Here is a 17103-nt window from a genome sequence, read left to right as displayed (position 1 = left end):
GGCTATGCGAAGGGCGGCGGCCCAATGATCTCGATCCCGCCGTGGGCCTCGCCGGACGCCCGAATCCGGCCGAAGTCCACCAGGCCGGAACCGTTTGGGGCATCAGAATCGGACAGTGGTTCGCTGGCGCCGTCATAGAAAGACTGGGCACTTCCGGGTGTCTGCAGGCAAAGGATCCGCGTGCCCTCCTGCAGCACCTTGAAGGCGTGGGGAAGGCCCCGTGGCGCCATGACCAGGCCTCCGGCCGCGATGCGGTGCTCCGTGCCGTCCAGGTTTACCAGGATCTCACCGGCCAGAACGTAGAGGGTTTCATCCGAATCCGGGTGGGTGTGGAGCGGGGTAACCTTGTTCAAGGCCATCTCGTCCTCGAAGAGCAGGAACGCGCCGGCCGTCTCCTCCTCCCTGGCCTTCCAGGTGTGCACTCCGCCGCCGTAGAACCAGCGTCGTGGTCCTTCGCCGGGCTGGCGGACCAGGGATGATGACGCATTTTTCGTTTCCATGCTGCTCGCCTCGATGCCTTGGGAAACTTTATGGGACGAACGTCCCATAACAAGACTCATGTACCATGAAGAGCGTGTCAAGACCCTATGCGGACAGCGGGCGCAGCAGCCAGAAGCGCCGGACGATGGATGCGCTCGTGGCGGCGGCCAGGACCCTTGTTTCCGCCGGCAGGACGCCCACGGTGGACGAGGCAGCGCAGGCGGCCGGAGTTGCCCGGAGTACTGCCTACCGCTATTTCCCCGGCCAGCGGGAACTGCTCGCCGCGGCGCATCCCGAGACTGCGCGGACCTCGATGCTGCCTGACGCTCCGCCCCAGGACGCGGCCGGGCGGCTCGATGCGGTGGTGGTGGAGTTCACCCGCATGATCCTGGGAACCGAGGCGCAGCAGCGGACCATGCTGCGCTTGTCGCTTGAGTCCACAGACCGCCCGGACCGGAGCCTGCCGCTGCGCCAGGGACGCGCCATTGGCTGGCTGACCGAAGCGCTGATGCCGCTGCAGGGGGAACTGGCCGATGAGCAGATCCACAAACTGGTGCTGGCCATCCGCAGTGCCATCGGCATTGAAGCCCTGGTCTGGCTCACGGACGTGGGCGGGTTGGGCCGGGAGGAGGCCATCGAATCGATGCGGTGGACCGCCAACGCTTTGCTGGTCAAGGCGCAGGCGGAGGGCCTGTGGGGTTGACCGACCGCAGCACTTTGTGACGCAGCGTTACCTTACGTGAACTGGTGTTGCTCGGCCTTTGTAGCCCATTGTGACGCGGCCCTACCGTTGATTCATGGCAATTCAGGATATCTACCCCACGGCGCTGCGGCTGCTCGGCCGCCCGGTGCTGGTGGTGGGCGGCGGCCCCGTTGCTGCCCGCCGTGCCAAGGGGCTGCTCGACGCCGGTGCCGTGGTCACCGTCGTGGCTCCGGTTGCCTCGCCCGCGCTCCAGGAGATGGCCGACGCCGGCCTGCTCACCTGGGCAGCGCGCCCCTACGTTTCCAGCGATGTCGACGGCGTATGGTTCGTCCAGACCGCCACCGGCGATTCCGCCGTGGACGCCCAAGTATCGGCCGACGCCGAGGCGCAGCGGGTTTGGTGCGTCAACGCCTCCAACCATGAAGCTTCTGCTGCCTGGACCCCCGCGGTGGCAGAGGTGGACGACGTCAAGATTGCCATCAACGCCGGTGGAGATCCCCGCCGCGCCATGGCCGTCCGGGACGCAGTGGCCACCGCCCTTGAAACCGGCGACCTTCCACTGCGCCGGCGCCGCGCCCACGCGGGCAGCGTCGCGTTGGTCGGCGGCGGTCCCGGCGACACCGGCTTGATTACTGTCCGCGGCCGCAGGCTCCTGGGCCAGGCCGACGTCGTGGTGGCGGACCGCCTGGGCCCGCGCGAACTCCTGAATGAACTCGCCCCGGATGTTCGGATCATCGAAGTCGGGAAGACCCCCGGCCACCACCCCGTCCCGCAGGCGGAGATCAACCGGATCCTCGTCGACGAAGCCCTGAAAGGCCACCGCGTGGTCCGGCTCAAGGGCGGCGACCCCTACGTGCTGGGCCGCGGCGGCGAGGAAGCCGAATATTGCCGGCAGCACGGCGTCGAGGTTGAAGTGGTTTCCGGTGTCACCTCCGCGATCTCCGTTCCGGCAGCGGCCGGCATTCCCGTCACCCACCGTGGCCTGGCCAAGGGCTTCAGCGTGGTCACCGGGCACGAGGAACTCTCCGAGGTTCCCGCCCGCCCGGACCACACGATCGTCCTGCTCATGGGAGTGGGTCAGCTGCGCGAATCCGCGTCCGCGCTGGGCGAAGCCGGCCTGCCGCAGGACACCCCTGTTGGTATCGTGGAAAACGGCTATTTGCCGGACCAGCGCGTCACGATTGGCACGCTCGGTTCCATCGCCGACCAGGCTCAGGCGGCCGGAGTCGCAAATCCTGCCGTGATTGTCATCGGTGACGTGGTGCGCGTGAGCCCGTTCGCCCCGTCGCACTTCAAAACCGCTGACTACAGCACCACCACCCCGAACAGCCCCCGCAAGACCGTCCTCACCACCTGAAACCCATCGATTGCTCCGTAACTGCCGTTATGAGCGTTCAAAACGGCAGTTACTCAGCAATCGATGCAGAAGAAAAGGAACACAGCCGTGTCATCCAGCACTCCCGTAGGAACAGCTGCGCGTCCGCTGCGCGTCGCCGTCGTGGGCTCCGGCCCGGCCGGCGTCTACGCCGCGGACATCCTCACCAAGAGCGAAGCCGTCAAAAGCGGTGAGCTGACTGTCAGCATCGACCTCTTTGACCGCTACCCGGCACCCTACGGCCTGATCCGCTACGGCGTGGCCCCGGACCACCCCCGCATCAAGGGCATTGTCAACGCCCTGCACAAGGTGCTGGACCGCGGCGACATCCGCTTCTTCGGCAACGTGGACTACGGCACGGACCTCACCATCGAGGACCTGCGCACGCACTACGATGCTGTCATCTTCGCCACCGGCGCCATCAAGGACGCGGACCTGAACATCCCCGGCATCGAGCTGGAGGGCTCGTTCGGCGGCGCCGACTTCGTGTCCTGGTACGACGGCCACCCCGACGTCCCGCGCGAATGGCCGCTGGAGGCCAAGGAAATCGCCGTGATCGGCAACGGCAACGTGGCCCTGGACGTGGCCCGCGTGCTGTCCAAGCACGCCGACGACCTCCTCACCACCGAGATCCCGGAGAACGTCTACGCCGGCCTGAAGGCCTCGCCCGTCACGGACGTGCACGTCTTTGGCCGCCGCGGGCCTGCCCAGGTCAAGTTCACCCCGCTGGAGCTGCGCGAGTTGTCCCACTCCAAGGATGTGGACATCATCCTGTACCCGGAGGACTTCGAGTTCGACGAGGAATCGGACCGCCAGATCCAGACGAACAACCAGACCAAGACCATGGTGGGCACGCTCACCAATTGGATCGCCGAGCAGCCCGAGGACCTCTCCGAGCTCAAGGCCTCCCGCCGCCTGCACCTGCACTTCCTGCACAGCCCGGTGGAGATCTATGACGACGCCGAGACCCCGGGCAAGGTGGCCGGCATCAAGTTCGAGCGCACCGAGCTGGACGGCACCGGCAACGCCCGCGGCACCGGCGAGTTTGTGGACTACCCGGTCCAGGCCGTCTACCGCGCCATCGGCTACTTTGGTTCCGCCCTCCCGGACGTGGAGTTCGACCACAAGAAGGGCGTCGTCGTGAACGACGGCGGCCGCGTCCTGGACGTCGACGGCCAGCACGTGCCGGGCATCTACGCCACCGGCTGGATCAAGCGCGGACCGGTCGGCCTCATCGGCCACACCAAGGGCGACGCCCTGGAAACCGTGACCTACCTGCTGGAAGACCGCGAAAACCTCCCCGTCGCTTCGGCACCTGAGGAGGACGCCGTCGTCGAACTCCTCGACTCCCGCGGCGTGAAGTTCACCAGCTGGGAAGGCTGGCTGGCATTGGACGCCCACGAGCTCGCCCTCGGCGCAGCAGCCACGGAAGTGGGCGGCTCGCACGGCGTGGAGGTCAAGCGTGAGCGCGTCAAGGTGGTGCCGCGCGAGGACATGGTGGACATCTCCCGCGACGGCGTGGCCGCGCAGGTCTAACCGCCTATCGACAAACGCAGGAACCGCGGGTCCATTGGTCCCGCGGTTCCTGCATTAAAGTGCCTTAACCCGGCTGCGCTGTTCAGGGCTTCTATTTGCCGGCGCCGCCAACGGCCATCAGCTCCAGGCGCCGCAGGGTCTCCCGGTTCCGCGCCGAAATCAGTGGATCCCGCAGGAACTTCGGCATCAGCTTGCCGGGTCCGCGGATGGCGTCCTCGGCGATGGTCACCAGGCACTGGCCGCCGCGGTCCTCCACCGTGATCTCCACCTTCGCCTCACCCATCGGCCAGCCGCGCGCCACGAGTTCCAGCGAGCGGCCCGGCTCGACGGCGGTAACGCGCGTGCTGTCGTCGATCACCAGCGGCCAGGCGCCCACCGAGTGGTGCAGCCGGGCGTCCTGTTGCGGCCATTCGGCGTCCACGTCCCTGATCCGTGACGCGCCCACCACCCAGCCGGAATAGAGCCAGCCGTCGGCGATGACCCGCCAGACGTCGGCCGCGGGGGAGGTGAACAGCTGCGAGACGGTGGACATGGAGTTCCTTCCGGTTCGGGTGGTGGTTTGGTAGCGTGTGGCTGCTGCCCGTCAGGGTTCCTTAGGACGTACGACGGCGGGAGGTGCCGGCCGCCGCGCGGCCCGGTAGGACGGCTTCCGGAGACGCCGGGCCCAGCCGTAGGTCCGGGCCCCGGGCGGCTGGTTCCCCAGGGGGTCGAAACGCAGCGGGATGTCCCCTGGATCGGTGCCGGCATGCAGCCGCAGTTCCCCGCACTCCCGCCACGGCCCGCCCGGTTTGGCCCAGAACAGTCCCAGCTCCCATTCCCCCGATGCAAGTGAACCCGGGGGAAGGTTCCGCGTGCGCAGACCCAGCAGCACCGGGCCCCGCCGGCCGCGGTACGGCATGAGCGTGGTCAGGGTGGCTCCGGCGACATCCAGCCGCGGCATCAGCAGGAACCGGCCGGGCAGTCGCCAGCCGGTGGAGGCGAACAGGACATCGGCGGGGTTGGCACCAGCGGCCGCGCCGAGACCGGCAGTTGGGGCGGCACCAAGGACAGCATCCGGAGCGGCACCCAGGCCGGCATCGCCGGACGGCGAAATCCGGAGGGCCAGGCCCAGGATGTCCGGCAGCGCCTGCGGCAGCCCCACGGATCGCGAAAATCGGGCCACCACCTGGTCAGTGCCGGGGGAATCGAGCCAGTCGATCCCGCTGGGGCCGGACGGGTTGCCGGTCCTGGTGAGCTCCCCGGCCAGGCCCAGGCCCCGGGGATGGATGGGCCGGTCCGGGCGTGCCAGTTTCAGGAGCCGGAAGAGGGCAGCGAAAGCCTCCCCGGCACTCCCGGTGACGGCGGAACCAACGCGCAGTTGCTGGGTCATGTTTCCTTCCTACCCCGGAAAGGCGGCTCTACATGCGACCGAACCGCGAGCGGACAAGTGCGAAAATCCCGTAGGCGATGAATCCCGCTCCAATGGCCACCAGCAGGGCGGGCCCGAACGGGTGGTCCTGCAGGGCCTTGAGGCTGCCGTCCAGGCCGGTGGACTCGTCCGGGTTGTGCTTGGCGGCAGCAATGACGAAGAGCAGGCCGGTGAGTACCAGGGCCACCCCCTTGGCGATGTGGCCGGTCACGCCCAGGCTGTCGATGAGCCTGCCGCGCCGGGTCCCGTCGAAGTGGAACAGCTCCTCCTTGAAGCCGCGGCGGAATCCTTTGACCATGAAGTAGATGCCGATGCCCAGGACGGTCAGGCCCAAAGCTACGAGGACCCACGGCCCCAGCGGGTGGGCCATCAGGCTGGCGCTGAAATCCCGGGTGTTCTCGCCGGAGTCGCTGCGCTGGCCCAGGGCGAAGCCCGCGAAGGTGAGGCCCACGCTGCCGTAGGCGATGGCCAGGAACCCCGAGGAGACCAGCTTGGCCAGCCGTTCCTTACGGGGGAGGCTCCGGGCGCGCAGTGTTGCCTCGCTGGCCTGCCACAGGGCAAGGCCGAGACACGCTGCCACGCAGGCCCACATGAGAAATGGTCCCCACGTGTTGTCGGCGAGCTGGGCGATGGCACCGGTGGGTTCGGCGTCGCCCGGATGGCCGAAGGCGATGGCAATGGCAATGGCGCCGATGATCACGTGGAGCAGTGCCATGACGGCGAACCCGGTGCGGGCCAGGACGTCCAGGGCCTTGTGGTTGGACGCCTCTTCGACAGCGTCCGCTGCCTGGCTGAGGGTGGAATCGCCGTCGGACATGGTTCAGCCGTTCATGGGCCCTTCGGCCCGAAGCTTCTCTGCGCCCGGTCCCTCGACGTGAACGGTACACCGGACCACCAGCTGGCCGGGGGCGTTGTCCAGCTCCACCAGGGAATCATCCGCGCTGAGGACGGTGAACATCTCGGAACCGGTCACAGCTTCCACGCCTTTGGCCTCCGCAGTTTCCCGCGCATTCCTGAGCGCCTCGCGCTGCAGGCCGTCCACGTAGCCGCTGTCACTTTCACGGGCGGGGTCCCCGAAGGCCCAGCCGAACAATGTTCCTGTGTTTCCCATGGCGACGATATTACGCGTTTGCCCCAGCCCGGGGGCGGGCTTTCGTAATATTAGTAAGTGTGCTTACCATGGGCGCACCATACCCCGATGGGACACGGCAAGTGAAGTCCGCGGCACAGCGGCAATCTGGAAACCAGTTCACAACGTTAGGAATGCACATCATGGCAGGAAATCTCATTGCCCGTTCAGTTCACGACCTGACGGCAGCAGCATGGTTTGGCGGCTCCCTGATGGGCGCCATCGGGCTCAACGGCGCAGCGGCCCAGGCCAAGGACCCTTCGGAGCGCACCCGGCTTTCCAGTGCAGGCTGGATGAAGTGGGCGCCGTTCCAGACTGCAGCCTTTGCCTCCCACTTGGTGGCCGACCTCGCCATTGCATGGGAGAACAAGGGCCGCATCGCCAAGCAGGAGGGCGTGGCCCGCGACACGGTCATCAAGACCGCCGTTACCGTGGTGGGCGCTGCGGTGACCCTGTACTCGGGCATCGTGGGCAAGAAGGTGGAGAAGCTCGCCGGTGAAGGCGCCGAAGGCGCAACGGAGCCGCACGGTGCGGCCTCGGACGAGCTGAAGGCGGCCCAGCAGCAGCTCAAGCTCCTGCAGTGGGCCATCCCCGGCTTCGCAGCCCTGGTGATCATCCTGGGCGCCAAGCACGGCGAGATGCAGCGTCCCAAGAACGTCTTTGCGGGTCTGCGCGGCGAGTAGCAGCCAGCCGGCACAGAGCGGACGACGGCGGCCCGGCACGTAAGTGCCGGGCCGCTGCTTTGTCTGCTGCTGGGGTCGCTGCTACACCGGTTGGGTATTGGGCGGCGGCAGGTCCGGGTTCATGTCCTTCAGGTTCGGGTCTTCCGCCGTCCACACCTGGATGATCGCCCAGGCCACGGCCGCCAGCGGGACGGACAGGACCGCACCCACGATCCCGGCCAGGATGGTGCCGGCAGTCAAGGCCATGAGGATCACCAGGGCGTGAAGCTGGAGGGACTTGCCCATGACGATCGGCTGCAGGAGGTCGCCCTCCAGCTGGTTCACCGCCACGACGACGGCCACCACGATGAGGGCCACCACCGGGCCGTTCGCCACGAGCGCCACCAGGGCGGCAAGGATGCCGGCGACGGTTGCGCCCACGAGCGGGATGAAGGCGGTAATGAAGACGATGATGGCCAGTGGAATGGCCAGCGGCACCTGCATGATCAGCAGGGCCGCGCCGATGGCCACGGTATCCACCAGGGCAACGATTGCGGTGCCCCGGACATAGCCGCCCAGTACCTCAAGGGTGCGGCGGCCCGAGCGGCGCAACTTGGCTTCACGCTGGCCTGAGAAGGGGCGGAGGAAGAAGTCCCAGATTTTGGCGCCGTCCTTGAGGAAGAAGAACAGGATGACCACCATAAGGCTGGCCCCGGCAATGAACTCGGTCACCACGGACAGTCCGGTGACCGCGCCGGAGCGGACCTGGCTGCTGGTGGCGAACTGCACCACCGACTCCCGTGCCTGGTTGAGCTGCTCCTGTTCAATGGGGATTGGCCCCGTCAGCAGGAACTGCTCCAGCTCGTCCACGCCGGACGAAGCCTGCGCCGCCAGTTCACCCCACTGGTTCCGCACCGAGAAGTAGATGACAGTGGACACGCCGGCCAGGATCACCAGCAGCGCCACGAAGGCCATGCCGGTGGCCAGGCCGCCCGGTATCCCGCGGCGGCGGAGCATGTTCACGAACGGGCCGATCGCTGCGGCCAGGATCAGGGCGATCAGGGCGGGGATCACCAGGAGCTTGATCTGCATCAGTGCGAAAACTGAGACGGCGACCACCAGTACCACCAGCAGGATCTGGGCCGCACGGGTGCCCGCCCTGCCCAGGCCGTCGGACCACAATGCGCCCGGCGGCCGGGACCCCTGCGGTTTGCTGAGGGGGCCGAGGCGCTGCCCCTGGCGGGGTGTGCCGCCGGGCTGCCCTGCGTCGGCAGGTGCCACGTCAGCCGGCATTGCCCCGGTCCGCACTTCGCCGGCCCGCACTTCCCGGGGGGACCCGTTGTCCAGTTCCTGCTCATTGAGGCGTGGTGATCGCGCCATGGGGACTCCTCATCGTCCGGAGGGTGCCCTGCGCCGCGGGGTGCAGGGCAGGGCAGAACATCCTTCGTCAGATGGTAAGCCTACTGATGGTTGGGGTCGGGTAGAAACCCCGGGCCCAACAGTTCACCTCCTGGAGGGCCGGTGGACTACTCCGCCAGCCACTCCGCGCAGGAGTTCAGGTTCCGGTTCACCGTGGCCACGGCAGCGTCTTCGTCCCGCCGTTCGATCGCATCCAGGAGCGTCTCGTGGCCGTCCCGCGGCAGCCCGTTGAAGCCGGGCCGGCGCTGCTGCTTGAGGAGATCCTGGTGGAACACTGTACCGAAGCTGGCGTAGAGCTCGTGCAGCAGCGGGTTGCCGGACGCCCTCGCGATGCCCTCGTGGAAGTGCCAGTCGGCGTCCGCCCAGGCCTCGAAGTCATCATTGTTCCAGGCGTGGTCCCGGCTGGTGAGGAGGGCACGCAGGGCGGTGACGTCCTGGTCCGTTGCATTCCGTGCCGCCAGCCGTGCAGCCTGCGTATCCAGGCCCAGCCGCACCTCCAGGATGTGCTGCTCGCTGTGGTCCCGGTACATCCGCTGCGCAGCACCGGACATCTCGCTGGTGGCGCGCACGTAGGTGCCGTCCCCGCGCCGGACCTCCAGCATGCCGCCGTGGGCCAGGGCCTTGACTGCTTCCCGGAGGGTTCCGCGGGAGACGCCAAGCCGGGCCATGAGCTCGGGCTCCGAAGGGATGCGCTGGTTCAGGGGCCACTCGCCGGTGTGGACCATGTCCCGCAGCTTGGCCGTGATTTCGGCGGCGAGTGGCGGGCGGACTGACGGGCTCAGGGACACCGGCTACTTCCTTCCATCCGCAGTGCCGGCCGGAACAGTGCCCGGGGCAGTGCCTGCGGTCTTGCCGGACATTGCGCGGCCGGTAATCAGGTGGGACACCACGATCTGGACCAGGGCCAGCGCCAGCAGCAGGGCCAGCGGCAGGATCCAGCCGCCCGTGGCGCTGTGCAGCAGTCCCATGCCGAACGGGCCCGCCGTGGCCAGCAGGTACCCCGAGGACTGGGCCAGCGTGGACAGCGCAGTGGTTTCGGAGGTGCTGGTGCCGCTGCGGCTGATCATGACCATCACCAGCGGGAAGATGCCCAAACCAAAGCCCAGCAGGACGGCGGGGACGGCCGCCAGGCCCACGGGCAGGAACAGGAGCGCCAGGATGCCCACGGCCATGGTGATGCTTACCAGGTAGAACGCCGGACGCAGCATCCCGGGGCGGGAGCCGATGGCGATCAGCACCATGCCGGCCGGAACGGAGACCAGTTGCATGAGCCCGAACATCAGCCCGCTGTCCGAGGCACTCAGGCCCATGGTGGTGAGCATGTACGGGAACCAGCTCAGCAGGGCATAGGCGAGGAGGGCCTGCAGCGTAAAGATCGCGGTGAGGAGCTGGCCTTTGCGGGTCCGCAGCAGGGGCCAGGGGGAAACGTGGCCGGCGGTGCTCCTGACCGTGTTGCGGTGGGCATGCAGTGCCACCGGCAGGAAACCCAGGAAGGCCGCCACCGCGGCGATGCCCACGGCGCCCACCGCGGCCGAAGGAGACCCCAGGGCGTGGGCCAGCGGCACCACCGCGACGGAGGTCAGCGTGCCGCCGGTGGTCATGGTCACCGTGTACACGGCGGTCATCAGCGAGGTGCGCGAGGCAAAGTGTTCGCGGATGAAGGACGGCATGGCCACGTTGCAGATTGCCAGGCCGGACATGCCCACCACGCTGCCGGCCACGAGCATGCCGGTGGCGGGGATCCCGCGCAGCAGCAGGCCGCCGGCCAGCAGGGCCAGGGACAGCAGGATCGCCTTCTCCACTCCCACCCTGCCGGTGAGCCAGGAGGTGGCGGCGCCCGCCACTGCGAAGCAGAGCGTGGGGATGGACGGAATGATGGCCGCTACCAGCGCCCCGTAACCAAGCACCGCCTGGAGGTCGTGCAGCAGGGCGGATGCCCCGGTAATGCCCGCCCGAAGATTGAGCCCGATCAGCACCAGGCCGATCACCCCGAACACGACGGCGGAGCGCGGCTTGGCAGCGGCCGTGACGGTTGCCGGGGCGGTTGGAGTGACCGCGGGCGCATAGGTAGCCAAGGATGGGGAGGAGGGGGGAGTGGCGGGCATACCTTCCAGCGTAAAGGTTAGACGTTTGATGTTTGTCCTTTTGTGGGCAACCTCTCCCGGGCTGCAGCCGCTGGAATAGACTGCCAACGGACTGTCGGAGGGCCTGGCGTGGACCAGGTGGTGCGGAAGGACGGCTGTGGAGGCTTCCCGGGGACTGGAAATCGAGAAGAAGTACGACGTCGACGCCGGCGCCGCCGTGCCCCCACTGGAGCAGGCGGCCGGGGTGGCCCGGACGGGCAAGCAGCATACCGACCTCCTGGAGGCGGTGTACTTCGATACCCCAAAGCATGCCCTCGCCGCCCGGCGCATCACACTCCGCCGCCGCACCGGTGGAAAGGACGCCGGCTGGCACCTGAAGCTGCCGCCACAGGCTGCCGCGGAGGGGGAAGGGCCGCAGCACCGCACGGAACTGCACGCACCCTTGGGCCGGCCCGACGTCGTCCCGGACAACCTGCTCACCCACCTTCACGCCTACCTTCGGGGTGCCGTCCCGGTGCCGGTGGTCCGCCTGGAAACCCGGCGCACCACCTACCCCCTGTACGGGGAAGACGGCGTGCACCTCGCCGACCTCGCCGACGACCAGGTGACCGCCGAACGGCTCCAGGACAGGGACAAGGCCCCAGCCGCCCGTCAGCAGTGGCGCGAGTGGGAACTGGAACTGGTCCATGGAGATCCCGGCCTTTTTGGGCCCGTGGAGGAACTGCTCGCCGCTGCCGGAGCCCGCCCCGCCGGCCACGCCTCCAAACTGGCCCGGGCACTCGGCGATGACAAAAAGGCCGGCAAGGCGGCCGCAAAGCGCAGCGGCGCCGATGAAGAGGCCGGAGGTGGGCAAGGCGGCGACACCGCCACGCCCGAAAGCAGCCCGGCCCTGCTGGCCGGAAAGCGTGCGCCGGCAGCCGCCGTCGTCACCGTCTACGTGGGCGCGCAGATTGACCAGATCCTTGCCAGCGATGCCGCCGTCCGGGGCGAGGAACCTGAGGCAGTGCACGCCATGCGCTCGGCAGCACGCCGGATCCGCTCGGTGCTGGGTGCTTACGGCAGGCTCTACCGGGCATCGCCGGTCCGCAAGCTGCGGAATGAGCTGAAGTGGCTGGGCCAGCTGCTGGGGCAGCCGCGTGACGCCGAAGTCCTGAGGGAGCAGCTCCGCGGACAGCTGGCCGGCCTGCCGCCCGGGGAAGGCATTGCGGAGGCCACGACACGGCTGGAGGAGCGCACAAGCACCGATTACGATGCCGCATACCGGCTCCTGCAGGAAGCCTTGGGGACTGAGCGCTACTTCCGGCTTTTGGATAAGCTTGAGGACTTCCGCGACAGCCCGCCGGTGCGCGCCGAAGCGGTAAGGCCCGGGCGGCGGGCGGCGGCGAAGGCGGTGGACAAAGCGGCCAAACGGCTTCGGCGTTCCCGCAAGGCGGTCAAGCGAGCGCGGCGCGGCAGGGAACAGGAGCTGGCCCTGCACCGTGTCCGCAAGGACGCCAAGCGGCTGCGCCATGTGGCGGAATCGGCTGTGCTGGTGCACGGCAAGCGGGCGGGCAAGGTGGCCAAGGCGGCCCGTAGGCAACAAAAGATCCTAGGCCGGTTCCAGGACGCCGCCGTGGCCCGCGACCTGCTGGCCGGCATCGCCGCCGATGACACCGAGGCGGCCAGGGCAGGCGTCTATGCGCAGCTGCTCAACCAGCAGGAAGAACGGATGCTGGCGGCCCAGGCCGAGTTCCGGAAGTCGTGGAAGAAGTCGCGGGACCTGTTGGGCCACGGCGTCATCTGACCCCGGCAGCTTTTCCCGGTTACTTGCCCTGGCGCGCCGACAACCGGGCCACCGCCAGGGCGAGCCACAGCTGCACCCGGTCGGCGGTGACGGCGGGGTCGTACCCCGTGAGCTCGGTGATCTGGGCCAGCCGGTACCGGACGGTGTTGCGGTGCAGCGTGAGTTCCTCCGCCACCGCTGCCACCGAGCCGTTGTTGTTCAGGTAGCTCTCCAGTGTGGCCATCAGCTCCGAGCCGTGCGCGGCGTCGAAGGACCGCAGGGGGTTCAGCGACTCGTGGGCCATGTCCGCCAGCGGCACATCCTCGCTGGCCAGCAGCAGTGAGGTCAGGCTGAGCCGCTCGGGTTCGTTGACCGGCAGGCCGTGGCTGGCGGCGTCCCGGGCCTCGAAGTAGCTCCAGCGCAGGCCGTTCGGCTTGGTGTACGCCCCGCCGATGCCGATCGTGGCGTGGATCCCAGCCTCGGCGAGGTGGTCGCTGAGCTTCCGTGCCAGCGCCGGTGCCGTCCCGCCGTCGTCATTGACCACCAGCACCAGGTCCTTGCCCACCACGGCGGCAACCGCCTTCTCCAGTTCCAGCGGCACGGAGGTGCTGCCCAGGGCCTTGCCGTGGGCAGCCGACACGGCCAGCAGCACCACATTCTTGCGGGTGCTGTTTACGCCCACACCGGCCAGGCGGCGTTGGGCCTCGCTGGTCTCGAGCGCCCCGTGGATCACGTCCTCCAGCACCTGGCCGCAGAGGGCGCGCTGGGCCTGCCGCTGCTTGACCATGTTGTTCAACTCCACGCTGATCAGGTTCTGCGCGTAGCCGATGATGCCCGTGTCCTCGAACGGCTGGCGCACCCACAGCGTGCAGGCATCACGGCGGCCGGTGGGGACGGGATAGCTGGACCAGGTGTCCGCTGACGGGCTGGCGGTGCTGCTGTTGTACAGCTGCGCGGTGAACTGCGTGAGGGCAACATCCGTGCGGAGCATGCCGCCCAGGTTCTTCAACAGTTCGGCCACCCCGCCGCCGGTCAGCAGTGCCCGCGCCAGGACCTGATGGCCGGCGATCAGCCGTTCCAGCTTGGCGTAGTGGTCCGCGGACTGCGCGTCGGCCACAAGCTTGGTGATGGCGATGAAAGGGGTCTCGTACGGCACTTCCACCACGGGCAGGCCCCAGCGGTTGGCCTCCGCGAGCAGGGCTGGCGGCACCGCTTCATGCGAGAGGCCCACGCCGAATCCGATGCCCACCGCGCCGGCCCGCTGCACCTGGCGGACAAAGCGGCGCTGCTCGGGGGCGGAGCGCAGGCGCAGGCCGGTGGTGAGGACCAGCTCCCCGCCGTTGAGGAACCGCTGCGGATCCTCCAGTTCGGTGACAGCGACCCAGTTGATGTCCTGGTACCAGGTAGTCTCCGCCACGCCCGCTTTTGACAGCTTCAGGGACGATACGCCCACCAGGGCAGCAAGGGAAATGGCCATGAAGCAAGGATAAACGTGAGCTGGGCAACCGCACTAAACCTCTTTGACAAGGGTGTGCAGGTGGCTATTCACCCGACTTGGGCGCTGGCATAGGCTCAAGGCAGTTCCATCCATCCGTCCTGGTCTCCGCCCGGCCGCCGATGGCCCTTACGAAAGAGGTTGCACACCGTGGTCCAAACCTTGCAGAACTTCATCAACGGGAAGTTCGTCACCCCCGCCGGCACCACCCTGCTGGACGTGGTCAACCCCACCAACGGCGAAGTAGTGGCGCACGCCCCCGTCTCCGTGCAGGCGGACGTCGATGCCGCCATGGCGGCTGCCAAGGACGCCTTCAGGACCTGGAAGCATGTCACCCCGGGCCAGCGGCAGCTGATGCTGCTCAAGCTCGCCGACGCCATCGAGGCCAACAGCGACGAACTCGTCGAAGCCCAGCACCGCAACACCGGCCAGGTCCGCTCCCTGATCGCCTCCGAGGAAGTTGCCGCCGGTGCCGACCAGCTGCGCTTCTTCGCCGGCGCCGCCCGCATCCTTGAAGGCAAGTCCGCGGGTGAATACTTCGAGGGCCACACCTCCTACGTCCGCCGCGAACCCATCGGCGTCGTGGCCCAGGTGGCCCCCTGGAACTACCCGTTCCTGATGGCCATCTGGAAGATTGGTCCCGCGCTCGCGGCCGGCAACACGGTGGTCCTGAAGCCGTCCGACACCACCCCCGAATCCACCCTGGTCCTGGCCCGGCTTGCCGGCGACATCTTCCCGGCCGGCGTCCTGAACGTGGTGCTCGGCACCGGCGAAACCGGCGCCATGATGGTGGAGCACAAGGTCCCAGGCCTCGTGTCCATCACCGGTTCGGTCCGCGCCGGCATCGCTGTTGCCTCCGGGGCCGCCAAGAGCCTCAAGCGCGCGCACCTGGAACTGGGCGGCAAGGCCCCGGCCATCGTGTTCAAGGACGCCGACATCAAGAAGAGCGCCGCGGCCATCGCCGAGTTCGCCTTCTTCAACGCCGGCCAGGACTGCACCGCCATCACCCGCGTGCTGGTGGAGGACTCCGTGCACGACGACGTCGTGGCCGCCATGGTGGAGCACACCAGGACCCTGCACACCGGCTCCCAAAACGACGAAGACAACTACTTCGGCCCGCTGAACAACGTGGACCACTTCAACGCCGTCACCTCCGTGGTGGAGAACCTGCCGGCCAACTGCCGGATCGAGACCGGCGGCCACCGGGCGGGGGAGAAGGGCTACTTCTTCGAACCCACCATCATCACCGGAGCCAAGCAGACCGACGACGTGGTGCAGAAGGAGACCTTCGGCCCGGTCATCACGGTGCAGAAGTTCAGTACCGAAGAAGAAGCGGTGGCCCTGGCCAACGACGTGGACTACGCCCTGGCATCGAGCGTCTGGACCAGCAACCACGGCACCGCCATGAGGCTGAGCCGCGACCTGGACTTCGGCGCCGTCTGGATCAACACCCACATCCTGCTCACCGCCGAAATGCCGCACGGCGGCTTCAAGCAGTCCGGCTACGGCAAGGACCTCTCCATGTACGGCGTGGAGGACTACACGCGCATCAAGCACGTGATGTCCGCCCTCGACGCCTGACATTTCCCCGGTTTTCAAGAAAGGCACGACATCATGACCACCACCGCATCAGACATCACCTACCGCCTCGAGCAGAAGCGCAACGTCCAGGCCGACTTCCCGGGCCCCAAGTCCGTGGCACTGACCGAACGCCGCAAGTCCGTGGTGGCTGCCGGCGTCGCCTCCAGCGTCCCGGTCTACGTTGCAGACGCCGACGGCGGGATCATCCACGACGTCGACGGCAACTCCTTCATCGACCTCGGCTCCGGCATTGCCGTGACCAGCGTGGGAGCGTCCGATCCCGCCGTCGTCGGTGCCGTCAAGGAAGCCGTGGAGCACTTCACCCACACCTGCTTCATGGTCACCCCCTACGAAGGCTACGTGGCGGTCGCCGAGCAGCTGAACCGCCTCACCCCGGGCGACCATGAGAAGCGCACCGTCCTCTTCAACTCGGGCGCCGAAGCCGTGGAGAACGCCGTCAAGGTGGCCCGCCTGGCCACCGGACGGGACGCCGTCGTGGCCTTCGACCACGCATACCACGGCCGCACCAACCTGACCATGGCGCTGACCGCCAAGGCCATGCCGTACAAGACCAACTTCGGACCGTTCGCGCCCGAGGTGTACCGGATGCCCATGAGCTACCCGTACCGCGAGGAAAACCCCGCCATCACGGGTGCCGAAGCTGCCAAGCGCGCCATCACCATGATCGAGAAGCAGATCGGCGGCGACCAGGTGGCCGCCATCATCATCGAGCCCATCCAGGGTGAGGGCGGCTTCATCGTCCCGGCCGAGGGTTTCCTCCCGGCGCTGGCCGCCTGGGCCAAGGACAAGGGCATCGTCTTCATCGCGGACGAGGTCCAGTCCGGTTTCTGCCGCACGGGTGAATGGTTCGCCGTGAACCACGAGGGCGTTGTCCCGGACATCTTGACCATGGCCAAGGGCATTGCCGGCGGCATGCCGCTGTCCGCCATCACTGGCCGCGCGGACCTGCTGGACGCCGTGCACCCGGGCGGACTCGGCGGCACCTACGGCGGAAACCCGGTGGCCTGCGCCGCAGCCCTTGCCTCCATCGGATCCATGGAGGAGTACAACCTGAACGGCCGCGCCCGCCACATCGAGGAACTCGCACTGGGCCGGCTCCGCGACCTGCAGGCCGAACTCGCCGCTGCCGGCACCGCCGTGATCGGTGACGTCCGCGGCCGCGGCGCCATGCTCGCCGTCGAACTTGTCCAGGCCGGCTCCAAGGAGCCCAACCCGGAACTGACCAAGGCTGTTGCCGCCGCCTGCCTCAAGGAAGGTGTCATCATCCTCACCTGCGGCACCTACGGCAACGTCATCCGCCTGCTGCCGCCGCTGGTCATTACCGACGAACTGCTGAACGACGGCCTGGATGTCCTGGCGGCCGCCATCAAGGCCAACGCTTAACCGGAACGACTCCCTCCGGCAACGCACAGAAGGCGGGCTCCCGATGGGGAGCCCGCCTTCTGTGT

16 protein-coding genes are annotated in these 17103 nt (G+C 67.9%); 7 read left to right on the top strand and 9 right to left on the bottom strand.

The annotated features are described in order from the left end of the window. Positions 1–2: 2 nt before the first annotated feature. Entirely contained in the window at positions 3–500 is a 498-nt protein-coding gene (locus FBY36_RS03370; protein WP_142117340.1) for a cupin domain-containing protein, read from the bottom strand. A gap of 65 nt (positions 501–565) precedes the next feature. Here FBY36_RS03370 and FBY36_RS03365 point away from each other — a divergent pair, with 65 nt between their 5' ends. The 3 genes from FBY36_RS03365 to FBY36_RS03355 all read left to right on the top strand — a co-directional run bounded on the left by FBY36_RS03365 (position 566) and on the right by FBY36_RS03355 (position 4094). Beyond that, positions 566–1183 carry a TetR/AcrR family transcriptional regulator gene (locus tag FBY36_RS03365; RefSeq protein ID WP_142117339.1) on the top strand — a complete coding sequence of 206 codons (618 nt, stop codon included), beginning with the start codon at positions 566–568 and terminating at the stop codon, positions 1181–1183. A gap of 94 nt (positions 1184–1277) precedes the next feature. Beyond that, the gene (gene cobA / locus FBY36_RS03360) at positions 1278–2540 is read left to right on the top strand and encodes a uroporphyrinogen-III C-methyltransferase (protein ID WP_142117338.1); all 1263 of its coding nucleotides are present in this window, start codon (positions 1278–1280) and stop codon (positions 2538–2540) included. A gap of 87 nt (positions 2541–2627) precedes the next feature. Continuing rightward, complete coding sequence (locus tag FBY36_RS03355; RefSeq protein ID WP_142117337.1) at positions 2628–4094, top strand: FAD-dependent oxidoreductase; 1467 nt, start codon at positions 2628–2630, stop codon at positions 4092–4094. Between the two features lie 91 nt (positions 4095–4185). Here the strand turns inward: FBY36_RS03355 and FBY36_RS03350 are convergent, their stop codons facing one another. The 4 genes from FBY36_RS03350 to FBY36_RS03335 are packed head-to-tail and all read right to left on the bottom strand — an operon-like array spanning position 4186 to position 6613. Continuing rightward, positions 4186–4626: an SRPBCC family protein gene (locus FBY36_RS03350; RefSeq protein ID WP_142117336.1), complete on the bottom strand. Its 441-nt coding sequence runs from the start codon at positions 4624–4626 to the stop codon at positions 4186–4188. Between the two features lie 51 nt (positions 4627–4677). Beyond that, entirely contained in the window at positions 4678–5463 is a 786-nt protein-coding gene (locus FBY36_RS03345) for a hypothetical protein (protein ID WP_235008695.1), read from the bottom strand. Between the two features lie 28 nt (positions 5464–5491). Continuing rightward, positions 5492–6319, bottom strand: a complete 828-nt coding sequence (locus FBY36_RS03340; RefSeq protein ID WP_142117335.1) for a DUF1206 domain-containing protein — start codon at positions 6317–6319, stop codon at positions 5492–5494. A gap of 3 nt (positions 6320–6322) precedes the next feature. Next, positions 6323–6613, bottom strand: coding sequence for a hypothetical protein (locus tag FBY36_RS03335; RefSeq protein ID WP_142117334.1), 291 nt, complete (start codon positions 6611–6613; stop codon positions 6323–6325). 161 nt (positions 6614–6774) lie between these two features. On the opposite strand from FBY36_RS03335, the gene FBY36_RS03330 reads away from it, so the two are divergent. Then, positions 6775–7314 carry a hypothetical protein gene (locus FBY36_RS03330; RefSeq protein ID WP_142032222.1) on the top strand — a complete coding sequence of 180 codons (540 nt, stop codon included), beginning with the start codon at positions 6775–6777 and terminating at the stop codon, positions 7312–7314. Between the two features lie 81 nt (positions 7315–7395). On the opposite strand, the gene FBY36_RS03325 is transcribed toward FBY36_RS03330, so the two are convergent. The 3 genes from FBY36_RS03325 to FBY36_RS03315 all read right to left on the bottom strand — a co-directional run bounded on the left by FBY36_RS03325 (position 7396) and on the right by FBY36_RS03315 (position 10817). Beyond that, a complete protein-coding gene (locus tag FBY36_RS03325; RefSeq protein ID WP_142117333.1) occupies positions 7396–8673 on the bottom strand; it encodes an AI-2E family transporter in 1278 nt (425 codons plus the stop codon). 146 nt (positions 8674–8819) lie between these two features. Beyond that, on the bottom strand, positions 8820–9500 hold the full coding sequence (locus FBY36_RS03320; protein WP_142117332.1) for a FadR/GntR family transcriptional regulator: 681 nt from the start codon (positions 9498–9500) through the stop codon (positions 8820–8822). Between the two features lie 3 nt (positions 9501–9503). Beyond that, positions 9504–10817: an MFS transporter gene (locus FBY36_RS03315; protein WP_142117331.1), complete on the bottom strand. Its 1314-nt coding sequence runs from the start codon at positions 10815–10817 to the stop codon at positions 9504–9506. Positions 10818–10953: 136 nt separating this feature from the next. On the opposite strand from FBY36_RS03315, the gene FBY36_RS03310 reads away from it, so the two are divergent. Beyond that, positions 10954–12579, top strand: a complete 1626-nt coding sequence (locus tag FBY36_RS03310; protein ID WP_142117330.1) for a CYTH and CHAD domain-containing protein — start codon at positions 10954–10956, stop codon at positions 12577–12579. Between the two features lie 19 nt (positions 12580–12598). Here the strand turns inward: FBY36_RS03310 and FBY36_RS03305 are convergent, their stop codons facing one another. After that, positions 12599–14035, bottom strand: coding sequence for a PucR family transcriptional regulator (locus tag FBY36_RS03305; RefSeq protein WP_142117329.1), 1437 nt, complete (start codon positions 14033–14035; stop codon positions 12599–12601). 168 nt (positions 14036–14203) lie between these two features. Between FBY36_RS03305 and FBY36_RS03300 the strand changes: the two genes are divergently transcribed. Together FBY36_RS03300 and gabT are read left to right on the top strand one after the other, a co-directional pair. Further along, positions 14204–15634 (top strand): aminobutyraldehyde dehydrogenase, encoded by a 1431-nt coding sequence (locus FBY36_RS03300; RefSeq protein ID WP_142117328.1) that lies wholly within the window; start codon positions 14204–14206, stop codon positions 15632–15634. Between the two features lie 33 nt (positions 15635–15667). Then, positions 15668–17038 carry a 4-aminobutyrate--2-oxoglutarate transaminase gene (gene gabT, locus FBY36_RS03295; RefSeq protein WP_142117327.1) on the top strand — a complete coding sequence of 457 codons (1371 nt, stop codon included), beginning with the start codon at positions 15668–15670 and terminating at the stop codon, positions 17036–17038. Positions 17039–17103 lie beyond the last annotated feature (65 nt).

Origin of the sequence: Arthrobacter sp. SLBN-122, from assembly GCF_006715165.1 — a bacterium.
Taxonomy (GTDB): Bacteria; Actinomycetota; Actinomycetes; order Actinomycetales; family Micrococcaceae; genus Arthrobacter.
This window is presented reverse-complemented; position numbering and strand designations above follow the sequence as displayed.